This window comes from Erythrobacter sp. JB1-4, from assembly GCF_057365025.1.
Window position 1 is genome coordinate 379281 of record NZ_CP200292.1, and the last position, 15189, is coordinate 394469.

The 15189-nt window shown below is 55.8% G+C and carries 10 protein-coding genes; 6 read left to right on the forward strand and 4 right to left on the reverse strand.

Annotation, left to right across the window (positions count from 1 at the left end; all coding sequences use genetic code 11):
* Window positions 1-58: 58 nt before the first annotated feature.
* Window positions 59-2575, forward strand: coding sequence for a TonB-dependent receptor (locus tag AC0V61_RS01920; protein WP_486155577.1), 2517 nt, complete (start codon window positions 59-61; stop codon window positions 2573-2575).
* Between the two features lie 184 nt (window positions 2576-2759).
* On the forward strand, window positions 2760-4358 hold the full coding sequence (locus AC0V61_RS01925) for an alkaline phosphatase D family protein (protein WP_486155578.1): 1599 nt from the start codon (window positions 2760-2762) through the stop codon (window positions 4356-4358).
* A 76-nt stretch (window positions 4359-4434) separates the two neighbouring features.
* On the opposite strand, the gene AC0V61_RS01930 is transcribed toward AC0V61_RS01925, so the two are convergent.
* Window positions 4435-7725: a glycosyl hydrolase gene (locus tag AC0V61_RS01930; RefSeq protein WP_486155579.1), complete on the reverse strand. Its 3291-nt coding sequence runs from the start codon at window positions 7723-7725 to the stop codon at window positions 4435-4437.
* 193 nt (window positions 7726-7918) lie between these two features.
* On the opposite strand from AC0V61_RS01930, the gene AC0V61_RS01935 reads away from it, so the two are divergent.
* The 4 genes from AC0V61_RS01935 to AC0V61_RS01950 all read left to right on the forward strand — a co-directional run bounded on the left by AC0V61_RS01935 (window position 7919) and on the right by AC0V61_RS01950 (window position 10412).
* Window positions 7919-8551 (forward strand): isochorismatase family protein, encoded by a 633-nt coding sequence (locus tag AC0V61_RS01935; protein ID WP_486155580.1) that lies wholly within the window; start codon window positions 7919-7921, stop codon window positions 8549-8551.
* A gap of 121 nt (window positions 8552-8672) precedes the next feature.
* On the forward strand, window positions 8673-8858 hold the full coding sequence (locus tag AC0V61_RS01940) for a hypothetical protein (RefSeq protein ID WP_486155581.1): 186 nt from the start codon (window positions 8673-8675) through the stop codon (window positions 8856-8858).
* A gap of 270 nt (window positions 8859-9128) precedes the next feature.
* Window positions 9129-9827, forward strand: a complete 699-nt coding sequence (locus AC0V61_RS01945; RefSeq protein WP_486155582.1) for a response regulator transcription factor — start codon at window positions 9129-9131, stop codon at window positions 9825-9827.
* Window positions 9828-9890: 63 nt separating this feature from the next.
* Complete coding sequence (locus AC0V61_RS01950; RefSeq protein WP_486155583.1) at window positions 9891-10412, forward strand: hypothetical protein; 522 nt, start codon at window positions 9891-9893, stop codon at window positions 10410-10412.
* Here the strand turns inward: AC0V61_RS01950 and AC0V61_RS01955 are convergent, their stop codons facing one another.
* The 3 genes from AC0V61_RS01955 to AC0V61_RS01965 all read right to left on the reverse strand — a co-directional run bounded on the left by AC0V61_RS01955 (window position 10413) and on the right by AC0V61_RS01965 (window position 15188).
* Complete coding sequence (locus AC0V61_RS01955; protein WP_486155584.1) at window positions 10413-12614, reverse strand: CHASE2 domain-containing protein; 2202 nt, start codon at window positions 12612-12614, stop codon at window positions 10413-10415.
* A 35-nt stretch (window positions 12615-12649) separates the two neighbouring features.
* The gene (locus tag AC0V61_RS01960) at window positions 12650-13975 is read right to left on the reverse strand and encodes a FecR family protein (RefSeq protein ID WP_486155585.1); all 1326 of its coding nucleotides are present in this window, start codon (window positions 13973-13975) and stop codon (window positions 12650-12652) included.
* A gap of 169 nt (window positions 13976-14144) precedes the next feature.
* On the reverse strand, window positions 14145-15188 hold the full coding sequence (locus AC0V61_RS01965; RefSeq protein ID WP_486155586.1) for a hypothetical protein: 1044 nt from the start codon (window positions 15186-15188) through the stop codon (window positions 14145-14147).
* Window position 15189: the final 1 nt, after the last annotated feature.

Below are 15189 nucleotides of genomic sequence, written 5' to 3' on the forward strand. Positions count from 1 at the left end.
ACAAACGTGTCAGCAAATTGTTCCAGCACACGCTGGTCAATTGAAGAAGGGAAAACACATGCGTCACCTCCACCTGCTATCTGCAGTATCGTTAGCAAGCCTTGCCGTGGCCGCACCGCTTAGCGCGCAGGAAAACACCGCCTCTCAAGACGCAGCGGAGGAGCAGGACGACAATGCGATCATCGTCACAGCGCGCCGCCAGAATGAGCGGTTGCAGGATGTGCCTGCGTCGGTTTCGGTTTTGACCGCAGACGCGCTGGAGAAAACAGGCGCACAAAACGCAGCGGACTTCTCGCAACTCACCCCAGGCGTCACCATCGTGACCGGTACGGCAGAGGCAGGCGACACACAGATCAACATCCGCGGCATCAACGGTGCGCGCGATGCGGAGAGCTCTGTTGCCCTAGTGGTCGACGGCATCCTTAAGACCAACACCGCTCAGCTAAACCAGAACCAAGGTACACTGCGCCAGGTTGAGATCCTGAAAGGTCCGCAAGGCGCACTTTATGGCCGCAACGCGGCTGCTGGCGCAATTGTCCTCCAAACGATCAAGCCAAGCGACTTTGTCGAAGGAGGCGTGCGCGCTTCTTATGCCAACGAAAACACTTTCGAAGGCACGGCCTTTATCTCCAGCCCTCTGGGCGAAAATATTGGTGTCGTTGCATCAGGCTATTACCGCACGACAGACGGTTTCTTCCGCAATGGCTTCTTGAATGCAGACGTAGTTGATGATCAGGAAGTGTGGTCTGTTGATGGCCGCCTTGTTGCCGATCTGGGGCCTGCGACCGAACTCGACGTGAAAGCGCGCTACTCGCAGCTGCGCGGCGCCTCGATCAACTTCAACTCGTCCTTCCACATCCCGGCATTTGGCGGCACCAACCCGGCCTTCTTTGAAGACGTGAATGAGCATCCCTTCGTTTATAACGGCAATATCCGCCCAACGAACGAACAGGACAGTTTCGATATCTCCGCCAAGATTGAGCATGAGTTTGACAGCATGACGCTCACTGCATGGGCGCTTTATTCCGATGTTGACCAACTGCTCACCGCGGATGGCACTTCCGCCGACTTTGCGCGCTTCATCGGTGCTGCTGATCCAGCAGCACAAGGCGTCGTCGATAGCTGCTTTGCTACCACCGCTCAGCTCACCGGCTTCCCAGTGGCTCAGCCCGGCTTTATCGGGCAAATTCCCGTACCGTTTATCTTCGCGCCCGCTAACGGCTCGACCTTTGGCGCATACAGCCCCACCACCTGTGACGGCACGCAGCTGCAAATTCGCGAGCAATCCGACATCAGCGCTGAAATCCGTCTTGCATCCAACGGCGGTGACGCATTGAGCTGGCAGATTGGGGCATATTTCCTCAACATTGACCGGGAAACCGGCGTGTCTATCGGCGGTGATACAGGCGCTGGGGTCAGCCGTGAGTTGTTCAATGCCCCCGGCAGCTCCAACCCTACAAGCCTTCTTTTGAACGATGAGTTCGACACCACGGTCTATGCTGTATTCGGCAATGCAGAATATGCGTGGGAAGACCTCACCCTTGGCTTGGCGCTTCGTTATGACGTCGAAGATCGTTCCTCGGAAAGTCTCGTGCCTGCGGGCGCACTTGATCCGTTTACTGGCGGGCCAATTAACCCTGGGCTTGCCTTTGGCGCATTCAGCCCTGTGAACGAGACGTTCAAGCAGCTTCAGCCGAAATTGTCCCTAAGCTACCAGCCCAGCCCCGACCTCAACCTTTACGCCAACTGGGGCATCGGGTTTAAGTCGGGCGGCTTTAACAACCAGGGTTCCTCGGCCATTATCGATGCCAACTTTGTCCAGTTCATTGGCGCAGATGTCAGCATCAATGACGTGTACGACAAAGAGGTATCTTCAGCATTTGAAGCAGGGGTCAAAGGCCAGCTTTGGAATGGGCGTGTTACCTTCGATCTTGCCGGGTACTACACCGAAATTGACGACATGCAGTTCTTCGAGTTCTTCGTGGGCTCCTTTGGCCTGTTGCGCGTTGTGTCCAACATTGACGAGGTTGAGGTCTACGGCCTCGAGTTCAATACGAGCTTTGAAGTCGTCGAGGGCTGGAAATTCTTCGGCGCTGTCAACGTGACCGAGAGCGAGATCAAAGCAAACAGCTCCCGTCCTTCAACCGTGGGCAATGAAAGTCCCTACACGGCCGATTACACGATCAACCTTGGTACTGAGATCGACACGCCGATGAGCGATACGGTCGACCTAATTGTGCGCGCAGACTATCGGATCACGGGGCCAACCTGGTTCCACTCCTTCCAGGATCAGACCTCGCCAACACTGTTCTCAGGTTTGCTGCCGGGTTCAGCCCTTGCGCTACCAGCCTTTGTCGGAGATGCGGACTACAGTGTGGCTCAGCGCGAGGCCTTTGGCGTCCTTAACCTTCGCGCTGGCGTAGAGGTAGGTAATTTCACTGCCACCGTGTTCGCAGAAAACGCACTCAACCGCGAGTATTTGAACGAAGTCATCCCTGCCATTGAGTTTGGCGGATCGTTCATTTCGCCGGGTGCACGGCGTCTTATTGGTGTTGAAGTGGGTTATAACTTCTAAGACCAATATAAAGAAGAGCGCTTCGAGCGTCGCGAAAAGGGTGGGCTTTCTAACAAAAGCCTGCCCTTTTTCCTTGGCGGGGCCGAAATTCTTCTGACACTTGGAAAAATTGGTTCGTAAGGCCATCAAGCTGCAATATGGTGCAGCAACATAGCGGCAACCTTACCAAGCAGGATATAGTGGAATGAACGATCAGCGATCAAAGCGGCTGGAACTGAGCCGGCGCCTTGCCCTTAAATCCTTTGGATCGTCGGCAATTGTTGGACTGTCGCTTTTTACAGCCACGGGCGCAATTGCTCAGCCTGTGTTCCGGCAATATCCTTTCCAGCTGGGGATTGCCTCTGGTGAACCGGAGCCCGATGGTTTCGTGATATGGACGCGCCTTGCCCCGCAGCCGTTTGAGCCGGGATACGGCATGCTGCCCGCCCCTGTCGAAGTGCGCTGGGAAGTGGCGAGCGATGAACGGATGCGCAACAAGGTTGCTGAAGGGACCGCAGTCGCGCGGCCAGAGCTTGGCCATGCGGTGCATGTTGAGGTTGCAGGTCTCGAACCTAACCGCCCCTATTTCTATCGCTTCTATTCAGGCCGTGAACGCAGTGGTATTGGCCGCGCGAAAACCACGCCTGCGGTTGGGCAACCCATTGAAGGGCTCCGTTTTGGCGTTGCGGGCTGCCAGAATTACGAGGAAGGCTATTACACCGCGCACCGATATCTGGCGGCGGAAGAGGCAGATTTCATCTTCTGCTATGGCGATTATATCTACGAATACCGCGGCGACCGCATGCGCGCCAAATGGCACGGCGGGGTTGAGGAAAATGTACGGCCACACTTTGGCCAAGAAATCCACACGATTGAGGATTATCGGCGCCGTTATGCCCAATACAAAATGGACCCTGACCTACAGGCAGCCCACGCCTCTGCCCCTTGGTTTGTGACCTGGGACGATCATGAGATCGACAACAACTGGGTCGCGGATATTGATCAGGACGGCACACCCGCGTCGATATTTGCCCTGCGCCAACAAATGGCGATGCAGGCCTATTACGAGCATATGCCGCTGCGCGCCTCCTCTATGCCGCTTGGCAATCGGATGCAGATTTACCGCCAGCAACGCTTTGGCGATTTGCTTGACTTGAACCTTCTCGACACGCGGCAATACCGGACAGATCAGCCGTGCGATGATCGCTGGGCTACAGTGTGTGACGGGGTGGATGACCGCGCGGCACAGGTGCTGGGTAAACAACAAGAGGACTGGCTGTTTGAAAAGCTCGGATCATCCAAGGCTCAGTGGCAGGTTCTGGCGCAGCAGATCATGATGATGGACCTCGACCGTAAGATTGGCGAAGGCGATGGGCGCAATCTCGACAGCTGGGGCGGTTATGAGACACCGCGTGATAGGGTCCTGGCTCAGGTGAAGGAGCTTGGCAAAGACAGTGTAATCGTGCTGACGGGCGACGAGCATCAGAACTATGCAGGCGAGCTTCACTTGGACGGGCAGCGCCCCGGTGCTCGGCCGATAGCGACGGAGTTTGTTTCAACCTCGATCACGTCCAGCGGCGACGGGGAAGACAAACGCGGCGACACCCTTCAAATCCAAAAAGAGAATGAGTGCCTCAAATGGCACAACGCTCAGCGCGGCTATGTCATGTGCGATGTGACGCGCGATCAATGGACGACCGAGTTTAAGACAATGGACTATGTCTCGCGGCGTGGCGGGACGATAAAGACGCGCAAACGCATGGCTGTGGCGGCAGGCGCTCCGGGGTCACTGGCCGAGGCGTAAGGCTCTCCTTAGACAAAAGAAAAGGGGCGGATGAGAACATCTCACCCGCCCCTTTTTCGTGCCGTTTGTCGCCCTTTTATTGCGGGTAATTCGGGACCCCGCTGCCAGCAGTGTAAGGCGCACCGAGGCCCGCAAGCTCATTCTCCAACGCATCCACCCGCAGCTCAATATCGCGAAGCTGAGCAAGCACCGTCTGGAACTCCGATTTAGCGATTTCAAACGCGCTCTTGTCAGAACCTGTCACAGGGGATTGATGGTTCCAACCCCAGCCACGGATTTGCCCGACGCGTTGAGAGATCGAGAATGGCACCGGCTCATTGCGGCTTGCCACCGAACGATCACCGAACAGAGCCATATCGCTTTGATCAAGCAGTGTTTCGATCTGCTGGATCGAAGTTCGTTGAGCGTCATTGGGCTGCGGCAAGCTTTCTACCGCAACCTTCATCAATGCCACCCGATTGCGAAGCTCACGTGAAGCCGCACCAGCTCCGGAAACCGCTTTCGAAAGCTCAGCAGTTTCAGTCTGGAAGGCAAGAACTGCCGCGCGGTCAGTGGCCAGTTCGGGGCTGTTCTCCAGCACTTTGACCGTGAAGCTCTGCGGCGAGCCCAGAGGCGTCACGGCACCGTTAATCCGCTTGCCAAGCTGCACGGTGTATTCACCCGGCAACACAAACGGCCCAACAGGCGCGCTGCTAAAAATGCTGACATTGGGCGGAGTAAGGCTCGCGGGATCAGGCGCAGGATAGCGAAGGTCCCATGCGACCCGGTGCAGGCCTTTGGAACTTGGTCCGGTCATGCGTCGCACAATCTTCCCTGAACTATCGGTGATCGTGAAGACAATAGCGGGCGCATCTTCGCGGTCCTCTTGGCGAAGCGTTTCCCAAGATGGGTAAGGCGTGTCGCCGCCTGTCTTTTCGATCTCGCGCTCGGCCTTGCGGCGCGACTGGGCACGCGTCTCAAGACCATCACGCAGCGTGTAGGTGAAGACTGCTCCAAACGGAGGGTTTTCCGCATACCAGAAGTTGTCGCCATTCGACGCCTGCGCGCCGCCATAGCCGCCCCAAAGGTCACCCTCGATATACATCCACGGGTCTCGCACTTCGAAGAGCATGGCTTCATTGGCAGCGACGCTCGATGCACTGGTGCGCAGCGCTGAATAGTCGTCAAGCACATAGATCCCGCGTCCAAAAGTCCCGATGACGAGGTCATTCTCACGGCGTTGGATCTCAATATCGCGGACATCGACAGTCGGGAAACCGGCCTTCAATTGCTGCCAGTTGCCGCCGCCATTTTGCGAGTAGAATAGGCCAAACTCAGTACCGACAAACAGCAGATTTGGATCAACATGGTCTTCGGCAATTGTGTGGACAGAGCCTTTCGCTGGCAAATTGCCGGCAATCGAGGTCCAACTGCGCCCGCGGTCTGAGGTGCGATAGACATAAGGCGCATCATCGCCGCGTTTGTGGTTGTCGAAGACCGCATAGGCGACGTTCGAATTGTGGTTGGAAGACACGATATCCTCCACCAGCGTCATCTCAGGAATGCCGCGAATTGTAGTGAGGCGACGCCAGTTCGCACCGTTGTTTTCCGTTACCGAGATCACCCCATCGTCTGTGCCAACATAGATGAGCCCCTCGACAAGCGGGCTTTCGCTAAGCGCAATGGCCGCGCCATAAATCGATGTGGAATCATTCTTTGCAATTGCATCGACGCTCCACACCCGGCCCATTACTTCCAAAGCGTTGCGGTCGATCTGGCGGGTCAAATCAGGGCTGATTTTCTCCCAGGAATTACCTCGATCGTTCGATGCAAACAAATACTCAGCCGCGTAGTAAATCCGGTCAGGATTGTGCGGGCTGATCAAAAGTGGCGTGTTCCAGTTCCACTTATACGCAGGCTCGCCGGGTTCAGGCTGAGGGGTCAAAAAGACCCGCTCCTGCGTCCGGCGGTCATAGCGCGCCAAGCCGCCGTATTGATATTGCGTGTACACAAGATTGGGATCGCGCGGGTCGATTTGCGGCTTGTATCCATCGCCGCCCAGCACGATGTGCCAATCGGAATTGGTGATACCGTGCTTCACGGCTGTACGCGATGGACCACACAGCGAGTTGTTGTCCTGCGTCCCACCGCACACATTGTAAAACGGCGCCGCGTTATCGGGCTGAATACGGTAGAACTGTACAATTGGCAGGTTCTGGAAATGCCGCCATTTTTGGCCGCCATCCCATGTCTCATAAACCCCGCCATCGCCGCCAATGATCATGTGGCTCGTGTTGTTCTCATCAATCCAAAGCGCGTGGTCATCCACGTGGCGCGTCGCATTGCTCATATCTTGGAATGTCTTGCCCCCATCGGTCGAACGCTTGGAGAATGTGTCGAGCGAATAGAGCGTATTGGGGTCCTTGGGATCGACCACAATCTCATTGTAGTACTGCGGGCTTGTCGTCATGTGGCTCGAACGCTTTGTCCAGCTTTGGCCAAAGTCGGTTGAGCGATAGACGCCCTTCTCATCGTCCTGTGCCTCAATAATCGCATAGAGAGTATTGGGAGCAGAAGGCGCCATCGCAAGGCCGATGCGGCCCACATCATCCTTACCCGGAAGGCCAGCGGAAACCTTCTTCCAAGTGTCCCCGCCATCACTTGAACGGTGAATGGCAGAACCCGGCCCGCCATTGATAAGCACCCACACATGCCGGCGGCGCTGATAAGAGCTCGCGGTGATGAGGTCATAATTGTCGGGGTGGACAACAAATTCGTTGATGCCAGTGTGCTCGTCAATCTCAAGCACCAAGTCCCAGCTCTCTCCCCCATCGGTGGTCTTATAGAGCCCGCGATCCCCGCCTTCGGACCAAAGCGGTCCTTGCGCTGCAACCAGCACATGGTCGCTATTCTCGGGGTTGATCCAAATTTGGCTGATATGGCCGGACTCCTTCAGCCCCATATTCGTCCAAGATTTGCCGCCATCAGTAGACTTATAAACGCCGTCACCAAAGGCGACCGAACGCTGCGCGTTGTTCTCACCTGTGCCGACCCAAATCGTGCTTTCGTCAGACGGAGCGATTTCAACGACACCGATAGAGTAAGAACCCTCGCGGTCGAAAATCGGGGTCCATGTCGTGCCCGCGTCCTTCGTCACCCAAAGGCCGCCTGAGGCGGTGGCAACGATGTAATGGTGCGAGCCACCACTAAAGAAAGCAAAATCAGAAATGCGCCCTGAGACGTAAGTTGGGCCAATCAACCGCAAGGGAAGCGAAGAAAGCGCACTCTTTTCGTCATCCTGCGCAGTGGCTGGCAGGCTTATCGTCGCGGTCACCGCCATAGCCATGACTGCAAATGCACGCACCACCGATTGGAAAAGATGTCTCATGGCCCTGTGGCCTCCCCGTTTTACGACTCTCTTGATCAGACCTTAGCCAAGATACCAGACTTAGCAACGCGCAACTTTTGTGCGTGCGGGTTTTCAATTCAGCCACGAGTTATCCATCAGGCGAGTGCTTCGCGCTTGACCCTCGCGCCCGGCTCGGCAAACGCGAAGGAAGGCTCCATGGAAAGGCGACGCAATGTCAGATGGATTGGATGAAAATTACGCGAAAGCCTATGGCGGCGTGGCAGGGTTCGGAAAGTCGCCAGCGCTGATCTTAATCGACTTTGTCGAAGGATACTTTGATCCCGAATGCGACCTTTATGCCGATGTCGACGACGCCCTCGCCTCTGCGTTGCGCGTACGCGAGGCGGCACACAAGGCTGGTATCCCGGTAATCCTCACGAACGTTGTCTATCACCCAAAAGCTATCAATGGCGGGCGCTTTTATGAAAAGGCTCGGCCTCTTCGCTATTTCCTTGAAGGAAGCCCCATGGGTGCCTGGCCCAAGGGTTTGGAGCCGACCGAGGATGAACTCATCATCTCCAAACAATACCCCAGCGCTTTCTTCGGCACCTCGCTTGCATCAACCCTCACCAGCCTTGGGGTCGACAATGTCATCCTCACAGGGCTCACCACCAGCGGATGCGTGCGCGCGACCTGTGTTGATGCGATGAGCCATGGGTTCATCACGAGCGTCGTTCGCGAGGCGTGCGGTGATCGACACGAGGGACCGCACGATGCAAATCTTTTCGATATGCAGGCAAAATATGCCGATGTTGTCTCTGAAGACGAGATAGTCGCTCATCTTTCAGCTTTGCCTTCAGACTAAAAGCCATTGATTTTCTTGTAAAACCCCTCCTCGATTTTACAATTTGCATCAGTTTACAACCGGCCTCAATTTTTGTCGCTATATGCCCTCCCAACGAACACAAGGGAGGGGACGACGCGATATGGATCGCCGAGTGGATGACACTACGCCAGATACAAGCACCCTTTGGCTTGCAATCGGCCTAGGCGCCTTCTCGGTTTTCGCCTCGTTCTTCCTTGCGATTTACTGCTCAACCGGCGGCGCCCAACAACACAGCGCCGCAGTCGAAGCGAATAGTTTCGAGACGGTTGAACACGTTGCCGACTAAAGAGCAGCAGCAGTATCATGGACGTGCGGCTGGGCCCTTCGGGTTTTTAGCACACAAGTGCCAAGCCAATCGTTTGAGGCGGGCTCCATCCTAACCCCCCGGAGCCCGCCTCATTCTTTTTGCGCGCGTCTCAAGCATGTGTTTCAGTCGGTAAAAAGATGTAATTTGTAGCCCTTGAATGGCTTCACCGACTGGATTGATCGCCTGAGAAATGTAACACGCAGATGTAACAAACCGTTCATGTTGTACATGTGCCAGAGGAGAGGCCCCATGCGAATTGCCCTAGCAGATGATGACCGTGACATTCGCGAACAGGTCATGGCGCTTGTCAAAAAAGCCGGTCATATTGTTGATGATTTCACCAATGGCCTCGACATGCAAAAGGCCTTGCAGCGTGATACGTATGACGTGGTGTTGCTTGACTGGAATATGCCGGGGCAAACCGGTTTTGAAGTCCTCAATTGGGCGCGAGACAACCTTGAGGCACCACCGCCCTTCATCTTGCTCACCAGTCGTCAGGACAAAAGCGATATTGTCGCCGGCCTTGAAGCGGGCGCTGTCGACTACATCGTCAAGCCTGAAAGCGAAGAGGTCATTCGCGCCCGGATTGAGGCAGCAGCCCGGCGAACAGCGGTCAAAGAGACGCGCGAGTCCGCAGAGTTCGGGCCGTTCGAGGTCAATTACAGCTCGCGCAGCATAAGCCGTGATGGCGAAGTGATCACCCTGACAGCCAAGGAATATGATCTGGCGGTGCTTCTATTTGAAAACATCGACCGGCCATTATCGCGCAGCTATTTGTTCAGCCGGGTCTGGGGCGGAAATATCGACGTCGAAACCCGCACAATTGACATGCATATCTCGCGGCTTCGGTCGAAATTGGGGCTTACGCCTGAATCAGGGCTTGTGATCAGGACCGTTTTTGGCTTTGGTTACCGTATGGATCACTTTGAGGTCGAAGCACTAACCTGATCGGCCTGTCTCCAGTGATCCTATCGAGGGCCCATTGTGGGTTCAACGTGGGAGCTGGTGCAGATGACGATTGAAGGACACGCCCGCACGAAATCGGCCGGGATGTTGGCTGCTGCAACCTTTGGTTTGTCTGCCTGCGCGGTTGGTACGCCTCCCACGATTACGGCGACGCAAACCGATCCGCGTTATGTGACGCAGGTTGAGCTTCTTGGCGAACCGCGCGAAATGGGCCTTCGTTCGCAGTTTCGTTCAGAAGTCACGCGGTCTCTTGCCCAGCACGGCGTCGCGCTGGAAAGTGGAGCGCGCTTTCTTGCCGATTACTCCGTCTCTGAACGTCCCGTCGAACTGGGATTGCAGCCCATCTCGAACGACGCCAGCTCTAAAGACACAGCCGTTGCCAAGGTTGAGGCGGGCCTTTTCGACAAATGCAAACCCAATCGCATAAGCGCTAGCCTTGTGGTGTATTCGCGCGAAGGGGGCAGCATTCAGGCGAAATCCTCAGGCGAATTTCTCGCTTGTCCCGGCGATCTCGCTCAATTGGGCGATCTTGCAGAGCTTTTGGTAAGCCGCACTTTTCGCAAGTAATCAGCCAACCGGCAAGGTGATCACAAACGCAGTGCCCTCACCCGGCGCTGTTCTCACCTCAATCGAACCCTCGTGCAGGTCTACAACCTGTTTGACATAGGCAAGACCAAGCCCCGAACTTGGTCCAGCGCTCGTATCGCGCGCGCCAAAGCGGGCGAAGGGGTCTTCACGCCGCTCTGGCGAAAGACCGGGTCCGGTGTCCGCAACGCTGATCACAAACTTGCGTTGACCATCAGCCTCGAGCCCAAGCGACACCTGCGAGCCTTCGGGCGAAAATTTCACCGCATTGCTGATTAGATTGTCGAGCATGCGCGCAACGGCGAAGGCGTCAAGCCGCGCAAATACAGGCTCATCACCGGCTTCAAAATCCACCCTGATCCGCTTCTTGTGGGCCAATGGAAAGGCACGATCAGCCGCTTCTTGCAGGACAGAATTCATCTCTGTCTCCTCGCGCTCAAGGCCCTCATTGGCAATCCGAGCTATCTGTACGAAGTCTTCGGTGAGTTTAAGCGTGCGGCGAGCCTGATCCTCGATGCGAACAAAGCGGTCTTTTATAGGAAGCCCGTCACTGTCACCATTGGAACTCCTGTGATTGGCAAGGCTAATTATAGCCACCTGAGGCGAACGCATATCGTGGCTCAAAAACTCCAATGTTTCGCGCCTTTGCCGCTCTGCCTCTTTGATCTCAGTGACCTCGCGCAGGGACAAAACCTTGCTTCCCACATCAGGGTCAAGATCAGCCGAAGCAAGCCAGAAGGTGCGCCCATCGCCAAGTGTCAACTCGTCCCGGTCCTCACTAAGCTTACCGCCTGCAACCGCAAGCAGCTCAGGCAGGCCATATCCTAGCACTTCATTCATCGGACCAAACAGGTTTTGCGCCGCAAAGTTACCAAGCGAAAGCCCGCCCTCCCCATCAGTCACAAGCATCGCATCAGGCGAGGCGTTGATCACGTCTTGAATGAGCATCAAATTGCCTGAGACGCCTTTTGTAAGCCGTTTGAGCAGTGCCACTTGTTGCGCGACCACATCAAACCCATCGATTGCTTCGGCCTTGGGTATACTGGCAAGCTCTCGCAGGCTTGCAGCCTCATTTTCCAGAAATCGGCTTACAGACGCCAAACGCCGCCATCCCCAAAGGGGATAAGCGATAACAATCGCCAAAAAGGCAACGCCTACGGGCAGCAAAAGGTTGAACCCGATCAAAGCGATAAAGAAAGCGGCAAACAAAGCGGCGACCAGCGCGATAGCGATGATCAAGGACAAACGCGGCGACATTCGCCAAAAGCTTGCAAACAAAAGGGCGATGACCGCGATCTGAAACGCCAAAGTCCAGCCTATGCCAGCCCGCTCAATCACATTATCGGTAAGAATTGCGCTGGTGAGATGCGCTTGCATTTCGACCCCGGTGAGAATGCCACCAGCATAGGATGGCACCGAATAGCGGTCTTCTAATCCAGGAGCGGTGGCCCCGACAAAGACGATCGCGTCTTCAAAATACTCCGCAGGCACACGTCCCGACAAAACCGCCGTTGCCGGAATATCGCGCAGTCCATTCGGGCCATCGGGATCGCCATATCGAACACTTGCGGTTTGCGGCATTGCACCGCTTTGCCAAGGCTGTTTTCCCGCAACTCTAAGTGTTGCTGCTGCAAAGTGCGCGAACCGGGTGCCTTCGATTTCGCGGTACAGATCAAAGCTTCGGGTTATTCCATCGGCATCCGAGACCAAGGCAACATGGCCAACATCACCTGCGCCATTGTGGAAAGAGGGTAGCGGGAAAACCGGCATATCGCCTTTCTCGCCATTGCTCTTTTCAACAAAACTGTGGGCCAATACAGTTTTTTCGCTCGCGCTGATTGCATCGGCCAATGCCCGGTCGCTCTCAGGGTCAGTAGGCTCCACCAAGAGCACATCATATGCGATCGCGCGCGGGCTATACGAGCTTAAAATCTCGATCATCTCCCCTTGGACACGCCGATCCCAAGGCCAAGCGCCGACGTGTTCAAGCGAGAGCTCATCGATCTTAACAAGGATAAGTGATTGATCGATCTCAGCAGGATTGGCCTGCCCTTCCAGGTCAAGAAGGAAGAGATCAAATCGCTCCATCCAACCGCGCTGCTGCCCCACGATAAGCAGTGCAAGCATAGCTGCAAAAAGCAGCAACCATTCGGCAAGCAGTCGGGATTTGCGGGTTGGAGCCAAGGCTTGTCAAACGGGCCGCAAGGGGCCCTTTATGCCTAGTCGGCCACGTTCAAAGGTTGAGGTTCGTTCCAAATCTTGATGACCTCCCCTTCATCGATCACCGATGTTCCCGTGCGCCACAGATAGGCTCCATTGGGCAGATCAGAGACGTAAAAACCGCCTGAATCAAGCCCGACCTCATCAATAACAAGCGTATCGGGTGCATCTTTGCGCCACATCTGAAACGCGGTGTAGCTGGGGCCTTTGCCTACTGACAACCATGCGAACTTGAAGGCATCGGCAAATGGTGCAGGCTCAACCTGAGCAGAGCCCCCGACACGTTTGCGCCTGAAAGATGGGTCACCCTCTTGCCAAAACCCTTCAAGCCCATTGGCCGCAATCGCCCGTGTGCGCACAGCAAGACGCGCATCATCCACATCGGCAAACGCAACAGTGAGATTGGAAGATACAGCCTCGTCTATCACATCTGTGAAAGTCACATCGCTTGCGATTTGTGTACGATAGGCGGCGGCACCAGATAGCGGAGTGATCGAAAACTCGACCAGCTCTTTTGTCTGAAGCGTGTTTCGATCCGCAACGCTGGGTGCAGGGAGCAAATCTTCAGGCTGACCAAGCCCCGTTGCATCGCTCGCTACGCCCTTACCCGCAGCCGCCGCCGTTGAAGCGCCGTCAATCGAGATATCGACAAGGCCCTCGGTCACTTCGGTCAAAGCAGTGCCGTTTTCCTCGTTATAGGCAACCCGGAAATCTGTTCCGCGAACAGCGGTTACAGCCAAAGGAGTGCCTGTGCGAAACCGTTCTTGATCACGCAATTTGGGCGCCCTGATTTCGCCGCGCCCTTTAAGCACGCGAAGATCCACATCCAGAGCGTTGTTAATGGTATAACGCCTCGCGCGCTTAATCAGAACGCTTGAGTTTGACGGAAGCGAGACGGCAGTGCGACCCTCGCCCGTTATCGAGATAAACGAGCGCGGACCGGTCGTAACAATCGTGTTTTGACGCAGCTGTTGCCCTTGGACAGGGGCCGCAGTCCTGCCGCCCTTTTGAATGCGCACATCCCCGGTGAAATAGGCGACTTGCAACGAAACAGGCTCCCATTTGAGGAGCGAGCGCGGCACGGTGATGACCGCGCCCACCGGGATGCCGCGGTCATTTGCGATGCCGTTGAGGCGCTGAACGCGAAGGGCTGCATTTTCTGAAACGAAATAGTCGCGCGCCAGGCCGTAAAGCGTATCACCTTCTTCAAAGGTGTATTGGACCGCGTCATCTTTTGAGCTGCGGTCTTGCGCTGCAACCGGGGCTGCCAAAGCCACGCTACCAGCCACGCCAAAGATGAGAAATTTGCCAAAACTTTTGAACATTTTAGGCTTCCCGCCAAGTGTTAGACCCTGTCGGGGACACTGATAACGCATTCGCGTCGCCAAGCCAAAAAATGTGCGCAAAATCTGGCGGAAATTTACAAATGTTTGCGCGAGCAAGGCGGCCATCACATCGCCCAATACAGCAAGCCGCTTTGCACCTGCAGCGTTGCTAAAAGCTGTACCGTGCTGATGCCACTGCTGACACTTGGTCGGTTTCTACAACCTGAACGCCGTCCGAGACGATGCGAGCATCCTGTGCGTTAACGCCAAGATTTAACGAGAAGCCGCGCGCGATATCATATCCGGCCCCAACACTGGCTGCGAATTCGGACTGACCAGCGGCCTGTCCGTAATGGAGCTCGCTCGAAAGTCTGAGGCCGCCCAATTGTTTTTGCGCACCGGCAGACACGAACCAGCGATCAAAGTCTGTTATAACTCCGTCCACATTCTCATAGCCCAGCCCAAGATCATAGATCGTGCTGCCATAGACAAGCTCGCCAACAGCGCCCGCGCCGATGGTGTCAAACTCGTCCGTGCCATCAGCCGATGTGAAGGCCGCGCGCCTGACCCGGCCTGTGAAGCGCAGGTCGCGCTGGCGTATGGGGCGTTGCAGGGCAGTGCCGACTTCAAAGTCGCCATTCTCGTCAACGGCAACGCCAATCTGGCTCGCTCCAAAACGGCCAACATAGGCCCCTCCCCAGCGTGACAGCTGGCCGTAGAAATCATCGAATGCGAGAAAGCCATTGCCAACACCGCGTTGACGCCGGGTGAGTTCGCGCACCTGATTGCCCGTGTTGCCGCCTATGAAGGTGCCAAAGCTGGTGCGCACAAAGCCTGCGACATTGTCGTTGTAATCGTCCTGCCCCATCGGCCCGCCAAGGAAAAGACTGCCGGGATCGGTCGAATATTGGCCAAAATAGGTAACGCCCACTTCCCAACGATTGGCGAGCTGCGTTTCGGCGGCGACTTGGAAGTTTCCAACGAATTCAACGTCAATCGTCGGCTGATCACCACCCGTTACGTTGTCGTATTGGGCAAGCACAGGGACATCGGCCACACCGCTGAGTTCGACAGTTATCCCTGCAAACTCATAAGCAATCGGCTCTTCGAGGGAGGAAAGACGATCATAATTGAGGTCGACAACCTGTGCGTAGGCTGGAGTTGCCAAAAGGCTGATCGCAAAGGCACCGCAAAGAAGGCTAAGCTTGGTCATC